This is a genomic window from Pseudomonas sp. NPDC087342 (genome assembly GCF_044744265.1).
Lineage (GTDB): Bacteria > Pseudomonadota > Gammaproteobacteria > Pseudomonadales > Pseudomonadaceae > Aquipseudomonas > Aquipseudomonas nunensis.
The window spans coordinates 40,321-57,425 of the sequence record NZ_JBIUXZ010000030.1; the positions used below are offsets into that span (position 1 = coordinate 40,321).

A 17,105-nucleotide genomic window follows, 5' to 3' on the forward strand; every position below is an offset into this window, starting at 1 on the left:
CGCCGCCATGAAAAGAATTATCCACAACCTCGCGCCTTGGGCGTTGCCGGTGTTGTTGCTGGCGGTGTGGCAGTTGTCGGTGTCGGCGGGCTGGTTGTCGACACGGATTCTGCCGGCACCGATTGCGGTGATCGAGGCCGGCGTGAGCCTGGTACGCAGCGGCGAAATCTGGACTCACCTGGCCATCAGCGGCTGGCGTGCGGCGCTGGGTTTCTCCATCGGCGGCGGTATCGGTCTGGTACTGGGTTTCATCACCGGCCTGTCGAAATGGGGCGAACGCCTGCTCGACAGTTCGGTGCAAATGATCCGTAACGTGCCGCACCTGGCGCTGATCCCACTGGTGATCCTGTGGTTCGGCATCGATGAGTCGGCGAAGATTTTCCTGGTGGCGCTGGGCACATTGTTCCCGATCTACCTGAATACTTATCACGGCATCCGCAACGTCGATCCGGCACTGGTGGAGATGGCGCGCAGTTATGGCTTGTCCGGTTTCAGCCTGTTTCGCCAAGTGATCCTGCCAGGTGCGTTGCCTTCGATTCTGGTCGGTGTGCGCTTCGCCCTGGGCTTTATGTGGCTGACGCTGATCGTGGCCGAAACCATTTCCGCCAGCTCCGGCATCGGCTACCTGGCGATGAATGCCCGGGAGTTCTTGCAGACCGACGTGGTGGTGCTGGCGATTCTGTTGTACGCGGTGCTCGGCAAACTGGCCGACCTCGCGGCCCGTGGACTTGAACGGGTATGGCTGCGCTGGCATCCGGCTTATCAAGTTGCCAAGGGAGGTGCCGCATGACCGCTCAACCTCCACGCCTGCTGCGCGGAATTCCGCTGGCGGTGCGCAAGCTGCAAAAGACTTTCGGTACGCGGCAAGTGCTGCGCGAGATCGACCTGCACATTCCGGCCGGCCAGTTTGTTGCTGTGGTCGGCCGTAGCGGCTGCGGCAAAAGTACCTTGCTGCGCTTGCTCGCCGGTCTCGACAAACCCACGGGTGGTGAATTGCTCGCCGGTTCAGCGCCGCTGAGCGATGCCCGGGAAGACACGCGATTGATGTTCCAGGAAGCGCGTCTGCTGCCGTGGAAAAAGGTCATCGACAACGTCGGCCTCGGTCTCAAGGGTAACTGGCGGCCACAAGCCCTGGAAGCGCTGGAGTCGGTGGGCCTGGCAGATCGCGCCAATGAGTGGCCAGCCGCGCTGTCCGGTGGGCAGAAGCAACGTGTGGCCCTGGCCCGCGCGCTGATCCACCAACCGCGCTTGCTGCTGCTGGACGAACCCCTGGGCGCCCTGGATGCCCTGACCCGAATTGAAATGCAGCAACTGATCGAACGGCTCTGGCAAAAGCACGGCTTCACCGTGTTGCTGGTGACCCACGACGTCAGCGAAGCGGTGGCGATTGCCGATCGGGTGATCCTGATCGAAGACGGCGAAGTCGGCCTCGACCTGCAAGTGGAACTGCCGCGCCCTCGGGTTCGCGGCTCCCATCGGCTGGCGGCGCTGGAAACTGAAGTCCTCAATCGCGTGCTGTCACTGCCCGGCCAACCGCCGGAACCGGAACCCGTTTCACCATTGCCTACGCAACTGCGTTGGGCTCAATAGAAGCAGCGGCAAGTTGTAAGCTTCAAGCGGCAAGAGGAAGCAGAGCGCTTTTACTTGCGGCTTGTAGCTTGGAGCTTGCGGCTCATTTCGACCTCCAGGAGAAATCGTATGACTATCAAAGCCATCAACGTTCGTAACCAGTTCAAAGGCTCGATCAAGGAAATCGTGCTGGGTGACGTGCTGTCGGAAATCGACGTTCAGACCGCATCCGGCATCGTGACTTCAGTGATCACCACCCGTTCGGTGAAAGAGCTGGAACTGGTGGTCGGCAGCGAAGTGATCGCCTTCGTGAAATCCACCGAGGTGTCGATCGCCAAGTTGTAAGGGCGTGCATGACGAACAACCCCGGAGGGTGTGAGCCCTTCGGGGTTTTTAATGCGCGTGAGTCGGTGAGTTCAGCGGTGCGGCCTTCGCGAGCAGGCTCGCTCCCACATTTGGAATGCGTTCCCCTGTGGGAGCGAGCCTGCTCGCGAAGAGGTCATTGAAGCCAGTGAAGTAATCAGGCCGAAAGTGCGCGCTTGGGCAGGTAGGGCGGTAGATAAAGTCCCAGATACGCATCAAACACCCGCATTCCTTCCTCTGCCATGCGCGGCGTGATCTGCCCGTGCTGCTGCACCGAGCGCGCATAGACGCGGTCGCCCAATTCCATGGCCAGTGCAAACACATCAACGTCCATCGGCAGCCTTGGCAGTTCGAAGTGATGGTCGAACAACGTGTGCATCAGGTCGCCCAGTTCGAGGTCGTGTTGACGGTCGGCCTGGGTCACTTCGGTCAGTCCGTGTTGCGCGAGGATCAACTGGCGGGCGGCGGCGTCTTCGTCATAGATATCGAGCATGCGTTGCTCGACCAGCCGCGACAGGTCGCGCCAGTCGCGGAGCGCGTCGTGATCGATGGGTTCTTGCAGGCAGGCGCGGAACGCGGCGTGGACGTCCGCCGTCAGCCCTTCGAGCAGGGCCGGGACGCTGGCGAAGAAGTGGTAGACCGAGGACGGCGGGATTTCCGCGCGCTCGGCGACGCTGTAGATCGACAGGCTGGCCACGCCCTCGGCGGCCAGCAGCGTACGGGCGGCATCGAGGATCGAATCGATCCGCGCCTGACTGCGTGCGCGGGGTTTGCGGATAGGGGCGGGGCGCGTCATTTGAGTCTCCTGCGGGGCAGGGGGCATTGTACGAGCAGGGTTTGATGTTGTCTTGTCGGACGCCTTCGCGGGCAAGCCTCGCTCCTACGGGTTGTGCGCCAATTTGAAAATCGCGCACAACCCGTAGGAGCGAGGCTTGCCCGCGAACCGCCGCAGGCGGCCATAAAAAAACGCCGCAAGCTGTGAGGCCTGCGGCGTTTCTTTTTACCGCAACCGCTTAAACGGTATGCAGATACCAGTTGTACTCAAGGTCGGAGATGGAGTGTTCGAACTCTTCCAGCTCACTCTCCTTGCAGGCCACGAAGATATCGATGTATTTCGGATCGATGTACTTGGCCATGACTTCGCTGTCGTCCAGCTCACGCAATGCATCGCGCAGGTTGTTCGGCAGGCTTTGCTCGTTCTGCTCGTAGGAGTTGCCTTCTACGGGCGCGCCCGGCTCGATCTTGTTGGTCAGGCCGTGATGCACGCCTGCCAGGACCGAAGCCATCAGCAGGTACGGGTTGGCGTCGGCACCGGCTACACGATGCTCGATACGCACGGCATCGGAGGAACCGGTCGGGACGCGAATCGCCACGGTACGGTTGTCCAGGCCCCAGCACGGCGAGTTCGGCACGTAGAACTGTGCGCCGAAACGACGGTACGAGTTGACGTTCGGGCAGAGGAAAGCCATCTGCGCCGGCAGGGTCTCGAGCACACCGCCGATCGCGTGACGCAGTGCGGCGTTCTGCTCGGGATCCTCGCTGGCAAAAATATTCTTGCCGTCGCGGTCGAGAATCGAAATGTGGACATGCAGCCCGTTACCCGCCTGGCCTGGGTAAGGCTTGGCCATGAAGGTGGTGTCCATTTCATGGTCGTAGGCGATGTTCTTGATCAGGCGCTTGAGCAGTACTGCGTAGTCGCAAGCCTTGATCGGGTCGGCCACGTGGTGCAGGTTCACTTCGAACTGCGCCGGGGCACTTTCCTTGACGATGGCGTCGGCCGGGATGCCTTGCTCTTTCGCACCTTCCAGAATGTCCTGGAGGCAGTCGACGTATTCGTCGAGATCGTCGATCAGGTAGACCTGTGTCGAATGCGGACGTTTGCCGGAGATCGGCGAGCGTGGCGGTTGTGGGCGGCCGTTCACGTTCTCCTGGTCGATCAGGTAGAACTCAAGTTCGAATGCGGCGCAGATGGTCAGGCCCATCTCGTCAAACTTGGTAACAACTTGACGCAGCACTTCACGGGGATCCGCGAAGAAAGGTTCACCTTCGAGTTCGTGCATGGTCATTAACAGTTGCGCGGTAGGGCGCTTCTGCCAAGGCTCATTGCAGAGGGTGTCGGGGATTGGATAGCAGATTCGGTCAGCATCGCCGATGTCCAGGCCCAGGCCGGTGCTTTCCACCGTCGAGCCATTGATATCCAGAGCAAATAGAGAGGCCGGCAGGTTGATGCCTTTCTCGTAAACCTTGTGGAGACTGGTGCGTTCAATGCGCTTGCCGCGCACCACTCCATTCATATCCGCAATCAGAAGGTCAAAGTTCAGAACCTCAGGATGTTCCTTAAGGAACGCGTTCGCTTCGTTAAGCTGAACGGCACGCGGGGGTACCGACATGATGCAACACCTTTGTTGTTAAAAATATCAATCATTGATCTCTTCGGATTCCAGTCAACCCGAACGGCATGCCGAAGTCAAGCGAGGCCTTTTTTGCCCTAAAAAAGCGCTCGCGAGGCTTTTTTGAGGCACTTTGGGGCGTTTTTATGCCTTTGAGCACTTTGGCGCCCGCGAGTTTAAGCGGGCCGTGTTGTATTTTTTACGGGGGTGTTGTGTAAAAAAATGAACAAGGCTAAGCTCGATTCAAACCCATAACAGCAATAATACCGGGGTGCTTCATGTCTCGCCTGCCGTTAATCGGCGTCGCCGTCTGCTCTGGGCAGAACGGTCTGCATGCTTATCACATCAGTGGCGATCGTTGCGTTCACGCCAAGGCTCATATTGCCAAAGGCGTGCCGTCGACTCTTCCTTCCCCGGTGGCCTCGCTGTCCCCGTCCGATATTCTGGACGGTCTGCACGACATTCTCTTTACTGACCTTACTCCCAATATAGAACCGTTTCACTTCAGCGGCCCGACCAATGCGTCAGGCCCTGCTCATGATTCTGCACGCCCGACTACGCTCTCCCTGACCCACGGCATGGTCGCGGCGAGTGTTTGTGCGCGGCCCTTGCAATGGCAATCTGTAACACGCGACGCCGACGCGTCAAACAACGCCTGACTTATCAGAGTCAGGAAACTCAGCCCAGAGGCATTTATGAGTAACAACCTCGACCAGCTCACCGATTGGTTGAAAGACCACAAGATCACAGAAGTCGAATGCATGATCGCCGACTTGACCGGGATCACCCGGGGCAAGATTTCGCCGACCAACAAGTTCATCGCCGAAAAAGGCATGCGCCTGCCCGAGAGCGTTCTGTTGCAGACCGTGACCGGCGACTATGTCGAAGACGACATCTATTACGAACTGCTCGACCCGGCCGACATCGACATGATCTGCCGTCCGGACTCGAACGCGGTGTTCCTGGTGCCTTGGTCCATCGAGCCGACCGCCCAGGTGATCCACGACACCTACGACAAGCAAGGCAACCCGATCGAGCTGTCGCCGCGCAACGTGCTCAAGAAGGTCCTGAAACTCTATGCCGACAAGGGCTGGCAGCCGATCGTGGCGCCGGAAATGGAGTTTTACCTGACCAAGCGCTGCGAAGACCCGGACTTCCCGCTGCAACCGCCGATTGGCCGTTCCGGTCGCCCGGAAACCGGTCGCCAGTCGTTCTCGATTGAAGCGGCGAACGAATTCGACCCGTTGTTCGAAGACGTCTACGACTGGTGCGAGTTGCAGGAGCTGGACCTCGACACGCTGATCCACGAGGACGGCACGGCGCAGATGGAAATCAACTTCCGTCACGGCGATGCCCTGTCCCTGGCCGACCAGATCCTGGTGTTCAAACGCACCATGCGCGAAGCCGCGCTCAAGCACGACGTGGCGGCGACCTTCATGGCCAAGCCCATGACCGGCGAGCCGGGCAGTGCGATGCATATCCACCAGAGCATCATCGACCTCGAGACCGGCAAGAACGTCTTCTCTAATGAAGACGGGACCATGAGCCAGTTGTTCCTGCACCACATCGGTGGCCTGCAGAAACTCATTCCCGAATTGCTGCCGCTGTTCGCACCGAACGTCAACTCGTTCCGCCGCTTCCTGCCGGATACCTCGGCGCCAGTGAACGTGGAGTGGGGCGAAGAGAACCGCACCGTGGGCCTGCGCGTACCGGATGCCGGGCCGCAAAACCGTCGGGTGGAAAACCGCCTGCCGGGCGCCGACGCCAACCCGTACCTTGCGATTGCCGCGAGCCTGCTCTGCGGCTACATCGGCATGGTCGAAGGCTTGAACCCGAGTGCGCCGGTGGTAGGTCGTGGCTATGAACGCCGCAACCTGCGCCTGCCACTGACCATCGAAGACGCGCTGGATCGCATGGAAAACAGCGCGACCATCGAGAAATACCTGGGCAAGAAATTCATCACTGGCTACGTCGCGGTCAAGCGGGCCGAGCATGAAAACTTCAAGCGCGTGATCAGTTCGTGGGAGCGGGAATTCCTGCTCTTCGCCGTCTGATACGCCGGGCGCCGCTGCACTTGGCGGCGCCCTCTACTGGAATCTTAGGAGAATTCGCATGACCAGCAACAACCCGCAAACCCGTGAATGGCAAGCCCTGAGCAGCGATCACCACCTGGCCCCGTTCAGCGACTTCAAACAGCTTAAAGAGAAAGGCCCGCGCATCATCACCAGCGCCAAGGGCGTTTACCTCTGGGACAGCGAAGGCAACAAGATCCTCGACGGCATGGCTGGCCTGTGGTGCGTAGCGATCGGTTACGGTCGTGATGAACTGGCTGACGCCGCCGCCAAACAGATGCGCGAACTGCCTTATTACAACCTGTTCTTCCAGACCGCTCACCCACCGGTATTGGAACTGGCCAAAGCCATTTCCGACATCGCGCCTGAAGGCATGAACCATGTGTTCTTCACCGGTTCCGGCTCCGAAGGCAACGACACCATGCTGCGTATGGTCCGCCACTACTGGGCGATCAAGGGCCAGCCGAACAAGAAAGTCATCATCAGCCGCAAGAACGGTTATCACGGTTCCACCGTGGCCGGCGCGAGCCTGGGCGGCATGACTTATATGCACGAACAAGGCGACTTGCCGATCCCGGGCATCGTCCACATCGCCCAGCCGTACTGGTTCGGTGAAGGCGGCGACATGAGCCCGGAAGAGTTCGGTATCTGGGCCGCCAATCAGCTGGAAGAGAAGATTCTGGAAGTCGGCGTGGACAACGTCGGTGCTTTTATTGCCGAGCCGATCCAGGGTGCCGGTGGCGTGATCGTGCCGCCCGACAGCTACTGGCCGCGCATCAAGGAAATCCTCGCCAAGTACGACATCCTGTTCGTGGCGGACGAAGTGATCTGCGGTTTCGGCCGTACCGGTGAGTGGTTCGGTAGCGATCACTACGACCTCAAGCCCGACATGATGACCATCGCCAAAGGCCTGACGTCCGGCTACATCCCGATGGGTGGGCTGATCGTGCGTGACGACGTGGTGGCGGTGCTCAACGAGGGTGGCGATTTCAACCACGGCTTCACCTATTCCGGGCACCCGGTGGCGGCTGCGGTGGCGCTGGAAAACATCCGCATCCTGCGCGAAGAAAAAATTATCGAGCGCGTCCATGCCGAAACGGCACCCTATTTGCAAAAGCGTCTACGGGAACTGAGCGATCACCCGTTGGTGGGGGAAGTGCGCGGTGTAGGCATGTTGGGGGCCATCGAACTGGTCCAGGACAAGGCCACTCGCAAACGTTACGAAGGCAAGGGCGTCGGCATGATTTGCCGCACCTTCTGCTTCGACAACGGCCTGATCATGCGTGCCGTGGGCGACACCATGATCATTTCCCCGCCACTGGTGATTACACCGGCGGAAATCGATGAGTTGGTGACCAAGGCACGCAAGTGCCTGGACCTGACCCTGAGTGCGTTGCAGGGCTAAGTGCTAGGCTCTGGGCGAGGTGTGCGGTCGACACTTCGCCCAGTGCAAATAAAGGAGGGGTCTTTCCTTGAAAGCCTGCCTCGGAACTTGCCAGACTACCGGTTGTTCGGATGCCCAGTAACAGGCCGCTGAGCTCGTGGTTAAAAAGAAAAATTGGAGCATTACCCACATGAAGGCATTAGGTATGAAGATAGCTGGCAAGACCCTCCTCGCCATGTCCCTGATGGGCGTGATGGCGGGTGCAGTACAGGCCGATGACAAGGTGCTGCACGTGTACAACTGGTCCGACTACATTGCACCGGACACCATCGCGAACTTCGAGAAAGAGTCCGGGATCAAGGTGGTGTACGACGTTTTCGACAGCAACGAAACCCTGGAAGCCAAGTTGCTGGCAGGCAAGTCCGGCTACGACGTGGTCGTGCCGTCGAACAACTTCCTCGCCAAGCAGATCAAGGCCGGTGTTTACCAGGAGCTGGACAAGTCCAAGCTGTCCAACTACGGCAACCTGAACAAATCGCTGCTTAAAGCGGTTTCCGTCAGCGACCCGGACAACAAACATGCCTTCCCTTACATGTGGGGCTCGATCGGCATCGGCTACAACCCGGAGAAAGTCAAAGCCGCGTTGGGCGTCGACACCATCGATTCCTGGGACACCCTGTTCAAGCCTGAAAACATCGCCAAGCTCAAGGGCTGCGGTGTGAGCTTCCTCGATTCGCCGACCGAAATGATTCCGGTAGCGCTGCATTACCTGGGCCTGCCAACCGACAGCCAGAAGAAAGACGACATCAAGAAAGCCGAGGAACTGTTCCTCAAGATTCGTCCTTCTGTGACCTACTTCCACTCGTCCAAGTACATCTCCGACCTGGCCAACGGCAACATCTGCGTAGCGGTTGGCTACTCGGGTGACGTGCAACAAGCCAAGTCCCGCGCTGCCGAAGCCGGTGACAAGGTCAAAGTCAGCTACGCCATTCCGAAAGAAGGCGCTGGCAGCTTCTACGACATGGTCGCGATTCCGAAAGATGCGGAAAACGTCGACGGTGCCTACAAGTTCATGAACTACCTGTTGCAGCCGAAAGTGATGGCCGACATCACCAACGCCGTGCGTTTCCCTAACGGTAACGCCGAAGCGACCCAGTTCGTGAGCAAGGACATCACCTCGGACCCGGGCATCTACCCGACGGCCGATGTGCAGGCCAAGTTGTATGCGATCGCCGATTTGCCGGCGGCCACCCAGCGTGACCTGACTCGCAGCTGGACCAAGATCAAATCCGGTAAGTAAGTAGTAAACCCTGTAGCAGCTGCCGCAGGCTGCGTTCAACTGCGAAGCAGTTGTGCTCTTGAAAACGCGGGAAGGTCCTCCGGACCTTAACGCAGCCTTCGGCAGCTGCTACAGGTATCTGCATAAAAGTTTTGCTGGAATGGTTTATCGAGGGTAAGTTGCGCGCCGGTTTTGTTGCCAGGCAGCTACGGCTGTCATGTCACGCGGGGCAACTTGGGCCCAACTAATTTTAGAGGACCTCCACTTGCCTATTTTTTCTTTGTTGCGCAATGCCATGCTGGTCGGCGCGGGGCTGACACTTGCTGTCAGCGTCCAGGCGGCCCCCACTGTGCATATTTATAACTGGTCGGACTACATCGGTTCGACCACCCTGGCCGACTTCCAGAAAGAAACCGGCATCAAGCCGGTGTACGACGTGTTCGACTCCAACGAAACCCTGGAAGGCAAGTTGCTGGCGGGGCGTACGGGGTATGACGTGGTCGTGCCGTCCAACCACTTCCTTGGCAAGCAGATCAAGGCCGGCGCGTTCCAGAAGCTCGACCGCAAGTTGCTGACTAACTACGCCAACCTCGACCCGGTGCTGCTCAAGCGCCTGGAACAGAACGATCCGGGCAACCAGTACGCCGTGCCGTATCTGTGGGGCACTAACGGCATCGGCTACAACGTCGACAAGATCAAGGAAGTGCTTGGCGTCGACAAGATTGATTCCTGGGCTGCGGTATTCGAGCCGGAGAACATCAAGAAGCTGCACAGCTGCGGCGTAGCGTTCCTCGATTCCGCCGATGAAATGATGCCAACGGTCCTCAACTACATGGGCCTGAATGCCAACAGCACCAACCCCGAAGACTACAAAAAGGCCGAAGCCAAGTTGCTCGCGGTGCGGCCTTACGTGACGTACTTCCACTCGTCCAAATACATCGCGGACCTGGCCAACGGCGACATCTGCATCGCGATCGGCTTCTCTGGCGATATGTTCCAGGCCAAGGCCCGCGCCGCTGAAGCGGGCAAAGGAATGAACATTGCCTACACGATTCCGAAAGAGGGCGGCGCGCTCTGGTTCGACATGCTGGCGATCCCCAAGGATGCGGCCAACGTCAAGGAAGCCCACGCCTTTATCAACTACCTGCTCAAACCCGAGGTGATTGCACAGGTCAGTGATTCCGTTGGTTATGCGAACCCGAACCCCGGCTCGGACAAATTGATGGAACAGTCCATCCGCACCGACGCCTCGGTTTATCCACCGCAAGCCGTCCTCGACAAGACCTATGTGTCGGTCGAGTTACCACCGAATATTCAACGTTTGATGACCCGCAGCTGGACCAAGGTCAAGTCGGGTAAATAGCTTCAAAGGCTCAAACTATCCAAGGTTGGCTCACCTTGAGCGAACTGCACTCTTTTTTTCTGGGAGTTTCGTAAATGGCAGTTGCCTCCGGCGCCTATAAGAAAGCCCTCGAGGGCGACCAATCACCGAAACAGGTGTTGGTCAAAATCGACCGGGTCACGAAGAAGTTCGACGAGACGATTGCCGTGGACGATGTGTCCCTGGAAATCAAGAAGGGCGAGATCTTCGCCCTGCTCGGCGGTTCGGGATCGGGCAAATCCACCTTGCTGCGGATGCTGGCAGGTTTCGAACGGCCCACGGAGGGGCGCATTTACCTCGACGGCGTCGACATCACCGAGATGCCGCCGTACGAGCGACCGATCAACATGATGTTCCAGTCCTACGCCCTGTTCCCGCACATGACCGTGGCGCAGAACATCGCCTTCGGCCTCAAGCAGGACAAGATCCCGGCCTCGGAAGTCGATGCCCGCGTGACCGAAATGCTCAAGCTGGTGCAGATGAGCCAGTACGCCAAGCGCAAGCCGCACCAGTTGTCCGGTGGTCAGCGTCAGCGTGTGGCCCTGGCGCGTTCGCTGGCCAAGCGCCCGAAGCTGTTGCTGCTAGACGAACCGATGGGTGCACTGGATAAAAAACTGCGTTCGCAAATGCAGCTGGAGCTGGTCGAGATCATCGAGCGTGTCGGCGTAACCTGCGTCATGGTGACCCACGACCAGGAAGAGGCCATGACCATGGCCGAGCGCATCGCGATCATGCACCTGGGCTGGATCGCCCAGATCGGCAGCCCGATCGACATCTACGAAACCCCGACCAGCCGCCTGGTCTGCGAATTCATTGGCAACGTCAACATCTTCGAAGGTGAAGTGATCGACGACGCCGAAGGCCACGCGACCATCACCTGCAAAGACCTCGACCGGCAGATCTACGTCGGCCACGGCATCAGCACCTCGGTGCAGGACAAGTCCGTTACCTACGCGATCCGTCCGGAAAAACTGCTGGTCACCGCCGAAATGCCGACCTGCGAATACAACTGGTCCAGCGGCAAGGTGCACGACATCGCCTACCTCGGCGGGCATTCGGTGTTCTACGTCGAATTGCCGAGCGGCAAACTGGTGCAGTCCTTCGTCGCCAACGCCGAGCGCCGTGGCCAGCGTCCGACCTGGGGCGATCAGGTCTATGTATGGTGGGAAGACGACAGCGGCGTGGTACTTCGCTCATGAACATGCGCAAATTCAAACGCCGCCTCAATCGAATAATTCCCGGTGGCCGCCAACTGGTCATCGGGGTTCCGTTCATCTGGCTGTTCATGTTCTTCATGCTGCCGTTCTTCATCGTCTTGAAGATCAGCTTCGCCGAAGCCGACGTGGCTATCCCGCCGTACACCGAGATCTACAGTTTCATCGACCAGAAGCTCCAGGTGCTGCTGAACCTGGGCAACTACGCGATGCTCGGCGACGACGAGTTGTACATCGCCGCCTACCTCGGCTCGCTGAAGATGGCGCTGATCAGCACCGTGCTTTGCCTGCTGATCGGCTACCCGATGGCCTACGCCATCGCCAGCGCCCGTAAAGAGCTGCAAACGGTGCTGGTGCTGTTGATCATGATGCCGACCTGGACCGCGATCCTGATCCGCGTTTACGCGTGGATGGGCATCCTCAGCAACAACGGCCTGCTCAACGGTTTCCTGATGACCATGGGCTGGATCGACGAACCGCTGCAGATCCTCAACACCAACCTCGCGGTCTATATTGGTGTTGTTTACTCCTATCTGCCGTTCATGATCCTGCCGCTCTACGCCAACCTGGTGAAGCACGACAACAGCCTGCTGGAAGCCGCGTCCGACCTGGGCTCGAGCACCTTCAACAGCTTCTGGAAGATCACTATTCCGCTGTCCAAGAACGGCATCGTCGCCGGCTGCATGCTGGTGTTCATTCCGGTGGTGGGCGAGTTCGTGATCCCGGAACTGCTCGGCGGTCCGGAAACCCTGATGATCGGTAAAGTGCTGTGGCAAGAGTTCTTCAACAACCGTGACTGGCCGGTGGCGTCTGCCCTGGCGGTGGTGATGCTGGCGATCCTGATTGTGCCGATCATCCTGTTCAACCGCAGTCAGGCCAAGGAAATGGAGGGCAAAGAATGAAGAACTTCCGTTTCTCTAGCCTGATGCTGGTGCTGGGTCTGCTGTTCATCTACGCGCCGATGCTGATCCTGGTGATCTACTCGTTCAACGCCTCGAAACTGGTAACGGTGTGGGGCGGCTGGTCGATCAAGTGGTACGTCGGCCTGCTCGACAACACCCAACTGATGGGCTCGGTGGTGCGTTCGCTGGAAATCGCCTGCTACACCGCGATTGCGGCGGTAGCGCTGGGGACCTTGGCGGCGTTCGTGCTGACCCGGATTACTCGCTTCAAGGGCCGCACGCTGTTCGGTGGTCTCGTCACCGCGCCGCTGGTAATGCCCGAAGTGATCACCGGTCTGTCGCTGCTGCTGCTGTTCGTGGCGATGGCGCAGATGATCGGTTGGCCCCAGGAGCGTGGCATCGTCACTATCTGGATCGCCCACACCACGTTCTGTGCGGCGTATGTGGCGGTGGTGGTCTCGGCGCGCTTGCGTGAGCTGGACCTGTCCATCGAAGAAGCAGCCATGGACCTTGGCGCGCGGCCGTGGAAGGTGTTCTTCCTGATCACCATTCCAATGATCGCGCCATCGCTGGCGGCGGGCGGGATGATGTCCTTCGCGTTGTCGCTGGATGACTTGGTATTGGCGAGCTTCGTATCCGGCCCGGGTTCGACGACCCTGCCGATGGAAGTGTTCTCGGCGGTGCGCCTGGGTGTGAAGCCTGAGATCAATGCGGTGGCCAGTCTAATTCTGCTGGCGGTGTCGATCGTGACCTTCCTGGTCTGGTTCTTCAGCCGGCGCGCCGAAGAAAGCCGCAAGCGTGCGATTCAGCAAGCCATCGAAGAAAGCGCTGCCGACTCCTGGAAGCAACCGGACGTGCGCCGGGCGCAACAGGCGCCGGAAGCGGCTTGAAGTGTCGGGTTGGCCACAAACACGTGGCCAACCCAAATCCCCTGTGGGAGCGAGCTTGCTCGCGATAGCGGACTGTCATTCAACACTTACGTTGAATGTTAAGTCCTCATCGCGAGCAAGCTCGCTCCCACAGTTGTTTTAGGCAATCCAGGGGGATTTGCGGATGATCTCGACGAAGTTCATCGGCTTGAACCCTGGCTCGCTGTCCACCAGCACATCGGCATTCACCGTGCCGAACGTGGTGTCCGGCTTGTGCTTGAAGCCATTGGCGAACGCACACAGGATGCATTCCTTGAACCCTTCGCCACGCGGGTGGGCATGCACCACGGCTTCGCGCTGCGCAGTCGGGAACGCCGCGTAATCGATGCCCAGCACATCCATCTCAACGCCAGCGGTAACCAGCGCCACATTCGGCCGCAGGTGTTGCGGCACGCCCGGCGTGGTGTGCAAAGCAATCGACAACCACACTTGTTCGATATCGTCGTCGCTCAACCCGTAAGGCTTGAGAAACGCTTTTGCAGCGTTGGCACTGTCGACTTCAAAACGCTCGTTGTCGCTGCGCTGACCTTCGACCAGACCCAGGTCGTGGAACATCGCGCCGACGTAGAGCAATTCCGGGTTGTAGGCCAGTTGCTTGCGTTCACCGCTCAACGCGCCAAACAGGAACACCCGGCGTGAGTGGTGAAACAGCAGGTCGGATTCGACGTCGCGGATGTATTCGGTGGTGGCCTTGGCCAACGCGCTGTCGGGGATTTTGATACCGGCAATGATGCTGCTCATGGTGATTTCCTCGTGGGGAACGCCGTGGCGGCGCTGATGGGTAAAGTCTGTTCCCGCACCCGAAACCGGACAATCGATCCATGGCTGCGATCCCGGCCAATGAGCATACATATCGCGCCAACCTCGCTTGTTGGGCCCGGATTGGCTAGGGTTGGAGGTGATTCCTGAAAAGATCGCAGCCCTGTAGCAGCTGTCGAGCGGAGCGAGGCAGCGTTCGGCGACGAAGTCGTCGTAAACCCTGTGTACGCGGTCTACCTGAAACACCGCATAGTCTGATCTCACGACGGCTTCGCCGCCGAACGCTGCCTCGCTCCGCTCGACAGCTGCTACAAGGGATCGGCTGCCATTCATGCCACTGCCATTGAGGGCGTTTCGAGCCATGCAAAAAACCGTCGCCATCGTGGTGTTTTCCGGTGTGCAGTCCCTGGACGTCACCGGTCCCATGGATGTGTTTTCCGAAGCCAATCGCTTCCTCGCGCCGCAAGATCATTACCGGCTAGAGGTGATCGGCATCGAGCGTGGGGTGATGCCGTGTTCCAACGGTCTGTCGCTGAATGCTCACCTGCATTTCAGCGAAGCACTGGAGGCTTATGACTTGCTGCTGGTGGCCGGCGGACCGCAGTTGCCGTTCCTGAATTTCGGCCCGACGTTCGATGCCTGGCTACGGGATGCCTGCGCGCGGGCGCAGCGCTTTGGTTCGATCTGCAACGGCGCGTTCATGCTGGCCCGGGCCGGATTGCTCGATGGCCGGACCGTCACCACCCATTGGGGCGATGCGACGGCGTTGGCGGCGTTGTGTCCGTCGACGCAGGTCGAGGCGGATCGTTTGTACGTGCAAGACGGCGAGCTCTACACCTCGGCCGGGGTGACGGCAGGAATCGATTTGTCGCTGTATTTGCTGGGGCGCGATTACGGCCCGGAAGTCGCGCTCAGTGTCGCCAAGCGTTTGGTGGTGTTCACTCAGCGTTCGGGCGGGCAATCGCAGTTCAGCCCGTTCCTCACGCCCCACGCCGAACCGACCTCGGCGGTAGCGCTGGTGCAGCTCTACGTGCTCGCCAACCTCACCGGCGACTTGACCCTCGCCGACCTGGCCAACGCCGCCAACATGAGCGCGCGCAACTTTTCCCGGGTGTTCGCCAAGGAAGCCAAAGTCACCCCGGCGGAGTTTGTCGAGCGGGCGCGGGTGGATGCGGCGCGGGTGCTGCTGGAAAGCACGCGGTCGCCGCTGAAAACGGTGGCGTATCAGTGCGGGTTTCGCGATGCCCAGCATATGCGCAGCGTGTTCAACCGCCGGCTGGGAGTGACGCCGCAGCAGTTCAGGCTGAACTTTGCGGCGATGGTTTGAGAAAGCAATAAGTTAAGACATGCACATTGTGGGAGCGAGCCTGCTCGCGAAAGCGGTTTATCAGTCGACATAAAAGTTGATTGATAGGCCGCCTTCGCGAGCAGGCTCGCTCCCACAGGTTTTGCATTTCAGTTTTTCAGACTGTCATACGCCTCCAGCGTGCGCAGCGAGTAGATGTACGCCGCGCCGGCATTCAGCGAAATCGCCGTGGCCAATGTTGCGGCCACTTCTTCGCGGCTGGCGCCGGCCTTGATCGCAGCGTCGGTGTGCGCCGCGATACAACCATCGCAACGGGTGGTGATCGCCACCGCGATGGAAATCAGTTCGCGGGTCTTGGCATCCAGCACCTCGTTTTCCGCAGCGGCTTCGCCGAGGGCCATGTAGGCCTTGACCATTTTCGGGTTGCTCTTGCCCAGTGCGCCAAAGGCTTTCTGGATGGTGGGCAGCAGTTCGGACCAGTTATTGAACATTGCATTAACTCCTGAGCGGGTTGGGTGTACTGTTTCGACACGCTCAGTTTTGTCCTTTGGCGCGGTTCGGGTTTGTCCGATCCGCTCAGTCATTTCCTCGATACGCTCAAATGAATCCGATCGATAAACTCATCACCTTGGCCAACGTTCGCGGCAGCCTGGATCTGCGCTGCCAGTTCCAGGGCGACTGGGCGCTGGCCCACGAGCAACAGGCGTTGGGGATGGCGCCTTATCACATCGTCCTGGCTGGCGACTGCCGTGTGGAATTCCCTGACGGCCAGCGCCTGCCCATGCGTGCCGGCGACATTCTGCTGCTGCCCGGAGGCACGCCCCACGTGATCCACAGTCCCGGAAAAACCGTCGCGCCGACTGCGCAGAAAATCATCCGTGGTGGTGCGTTGCCGGTGCATCGCATCGGCGGTGCCAGCGCGGATCTGGACATGCTCTGCGGGACCTTTCACTACAACCGCGCCTCACTGCTGTTTGCTTCGTTGCCTGATTATCTGGTGATTCCCAGCGGCGCATTGCCCGCCGATGGACCGTTGCCGGCGTTGGTCGCGGTGTTGCGCGGTGAGGCGGAAGGCAATCAGGCCGGGGCGAAGTTCTTGCTCGACGCGTTGTCCCAGGCGTTGTTCACCCTGATGCTGCGCGCGCACCTGGCCACGTTGGGGCTGGCCAGCGGAACCCTGGCATTGCTCGGCGATAAACGCCTGGGCCGCGCCTGGCAGGCGATGCTGGCGGATCCGGCGCATGAGTGGACCATCGAAAGCCTGGCCGAAACGGCGAGCATGTCCCGGGCGACGTTCATGCGCGCCTTTGTGAAAGTGGCCGGCGTATCGCCGTGGGTGTTGTTGACGCAGGTGCGGATGGAGCTGGCATTCAGTTTGTTGAGCCAGTCGCATTTGGGCTTGAGCGATATTGCGTTGCAGGTGGGGTATCAGTCACAAGCGGCGTTCAGCAAGAAATTCAAGGAGATTTATGGGGAAGCGCCGGGGAGGGTGCGGCGGGGGATTTAGAGGTGTGGTGTTTGGGAGGGCCTCTTCGCGGGCAAGCCTCGCTCCTACGG

The 17,105-nt window shown here is 59.5% G+C and carries 16 protein-coding genes and 1 pseudogene; 13 read left to right on the forward strand and 4 right to left on the reverse strand.

What is annotated here, in order from left to right; translation table 11 throughout:
- Positions 1-7: 7 nt before the first annotated feature.
- From ssuC to ACIOYV_RS30420, 3 genes are all read left to right on the forward strand, one after another.
- Complete coding sequence (gene ssuC / locus ACIOYV_RS30410) at positions 8-790, forward strand: aliphatic sulfonate ABC transporter permease SsuC (protein WP_054044580.1); 783 nt, start codon at positions 8-10, stop codon at positions 788-790.
- A complete protein-coding gene (gene ssuB / locus ACIOYV_RS30415; RefSeq protein WP_054044578.1) occupies positions 787-1,590 on the forward strand; it encodes an aliphatic sulfonates ABC transporter ATP-binding protein in 804 nt (267 codons plus the stop codon). Before ssuC ends, ssuB begins: the two co-directional genes overlap by 4 nt.
- Positions 1,591-1,698: 108 nt before the next feature.
- Positions 1,699-1,914: a molybdopterin-binding protein gene (locus ACIOYV_RS30420; protein ID WP_003229256.1), complete on the forward strand. Its 216-nt coding sequence runs from the start codon at positions 1,699-1,701 to the stop codon at positions 1,912-1,914.
- A 175-nt stretch (positions 1,915-2,089) separates the two neighbouring features.
- Here ACIOYV_RS30420 and ACIOYV_RS30425 read toward each other — a convergent pair whose 3' ends face one another.
- Together ACIOYV_RS30425 and ACIOYV_RS30430 are read right to left on the reverse strand one after the other, a co-directional pair.
- Entirely contained in the window at positions 2,090-2,728 is a 639-nt protein-coding gene (locus ACIOYV_RS30425; protein ID WP_054616984.1) for a TetR/AcrR family transcriptional regulator, read from the reverse strand.
- A 217-nt stretch (positions 2,729-2,945) separates the two neighbouring features.
- Complete coding sequence (locus tag ACIOYV_RS30430) at positions 2,946-4,322, reverse strand: glutamine synthetase family protein (RefSeq protein ID WP_401329790.1); 1,377 nt, start codon at positions 4,320-4,322, stop codon at positions 2,946-2,948.
- A 278-nt stretch (positions 4,323-4,600) separates the two neighbouring features.
- Between ACIOYV_RS30430 and ACIOYV_RS30435 the strand changes: the two are divergent.
- From ACIOYV_RS30435 to ACIOYV_RS30470, 8 genes and pseudogenes are all read left to right on the forward strand, one after another.
- Positions 4,601-4,918 (forward strand): annotated as a pseudogene (locus ACIOYV_RS30435) (gamma-glutamyl-gamma-aminobutyrate hydrolase family protein); the annotation flags it as partial.
- 99 nt (positions 4,919-5,017) lie between these two features.
- Positions 5,018-6,376, forward strand: a complete 1,359-nt coding sequence (locus ACIOYV_RS30440; RefSeq protein ID WP_054616981.1) for a glutamine synthetase family protein — start codon at positions 5,018-5,020, stop codon at positions 6,374-6,376.
- Positions 6,377-6,434: 58 nt separating this feature from the next.
- Positions 6,435-7,799 carry an aspartate aminotransferase family protein gene (locus tag ACIOYV_RS30445; protein ID WP_163910805.1) on the forward strand — a complete coding sequence of 455 codons (1,365 nt, stop codon included), beginning with the start codon at positions 6,435-6,437 and terminating at the stop codon, positions 7,797-7,799.
- Positions 7,800-7,983: 184 nt separating this feature from the next.
- Positions 7,984-9,078, forward strand: a complete 1,095-nt coding sequence (locus ACIOYV_RS30450) for a polyamine ABC transporter substrate-binding protein (protein WP_054044566.1) — start codon at positions 7,984-7,986, stop codon at positions 9,076-9,078.
- A gap of 244 nt (positions 9,079-9,322) precedes the next feature.
- Positions 9,323-10,420, forward strand: a complete 1,098-nt coding sequence (locus ACIOYV_RS30455; RefSeq protein ID WP_163910808.1) for a polyamine ABC transporter substrate-binding protein — start codon at positions 9,323-9,325, stop codon at positions 10,418-10,420.
- Between the two features lie 74 nt (positions 10,421-10,494).
- The gene (locus ACIOYV_RS30460) at positions 10,495-11,637 is read left to right on the forward strand and encodes an ABC transporter ATP-binding protein (RefSeq protein ID WP_054044563.1); all 1,143 of its coding nucleotides are present in this window, start codon (positions 10,495-10,497) and stop codon (positions 11,635-11,637) included.
- A gap of 35 nt (positions 11,638-11,672) precedes the next feature.
- Positions 11,673-12,554, forward strand: a complete 882-nt coding sequence (locus ACIOYV_RS30465) for an ABC transporter permease subunit (protein WP_177331485.1) — start codon at positions 11,673-11,675, stop codon at positions 12,552-12,554.
- Entirely contained in the window at positions 12,551-13,444 is an 894-nt protein-coding gene (locus ACIOYV_RS30470; protein ID WP_163910811.1) for an ABC transporter permease subunit, read from the forward strand. The genes ACIOYV_RS30465 and ACIOYV_RS30470 overlap by 4 nt, the downstream gene beginning before the upstream one ends.
- 138 nt (positions 13,445-13,582) lie before the next feature.
- Here the strand turns inward: ACIOYV_RS30470 and ACIOYV_RS30475 are convergent, their stop codons facing one another.
- Positions 13,583-14,224 (reverse strand): HD domain-containing protein, encoded by a 642-nt coding sequence (locus tag ACIOYV_RS30475; RefSeq protein WP_054616980.1) that lies wholly within the window; start codon positions 14,222-14,224, stop codon positions 13,583-13,585.
- 379 nt (positions 14,225-14,603) lie between these two features.
- Between ACIOYV_RS30475 and ACIOYV_RS30480 the strand changes: the two genes are divergently transcribed.
- On the forward strand, positions 14,604-15,569 hold the full coding sequence (locus tag ACIOYV_RS30480; RefSeq protein ID WP_401329797.1) for a GlxA family transcriptional regulator: 966 nt from the start codon (positions 14,604-14,606) through the stop codon (positions 15,567-15,569).
- 128 nt (positions 15,570-15,697) lie between these two features.
- Here ACIOYV_RS30480 and ACIOYV_RS30485 read toward each other — a convergent pair whose 3' ends face one another.
- Positions 15,698-16,039: a carboxymuconolactone decarboxylase family protein gene (locus ACIOYV_RS30485; protein ID WP_123404035.1), complete on the reverse strand. Its 342-nt coding sequence runs from the start codon at positions 16,037-16,039 to the stop codon at positions 15,698-15,700.
- A gap of 110 nt (positions 16,040-16,149) precedes the next feature.
- Here ACIOYV_RS30485 and ACIOYV_RS30490 point away from each other — a divergent pair, with 110 nt between their 5' ends.
- Positions 16,150-17,055: an AraC family transcriptional regulator gene (locus tag ACIOYV_RS30490; RefSeq protein WP_401329800.1), complete on the forward strand. Its 906-nt coding sequence runs from the start codon at positions 16,150-16,152 to the stop codon at positions 17,053-17,055.
- Positions 17,056-17,105 lie beyond the last annotated feature (50 nt).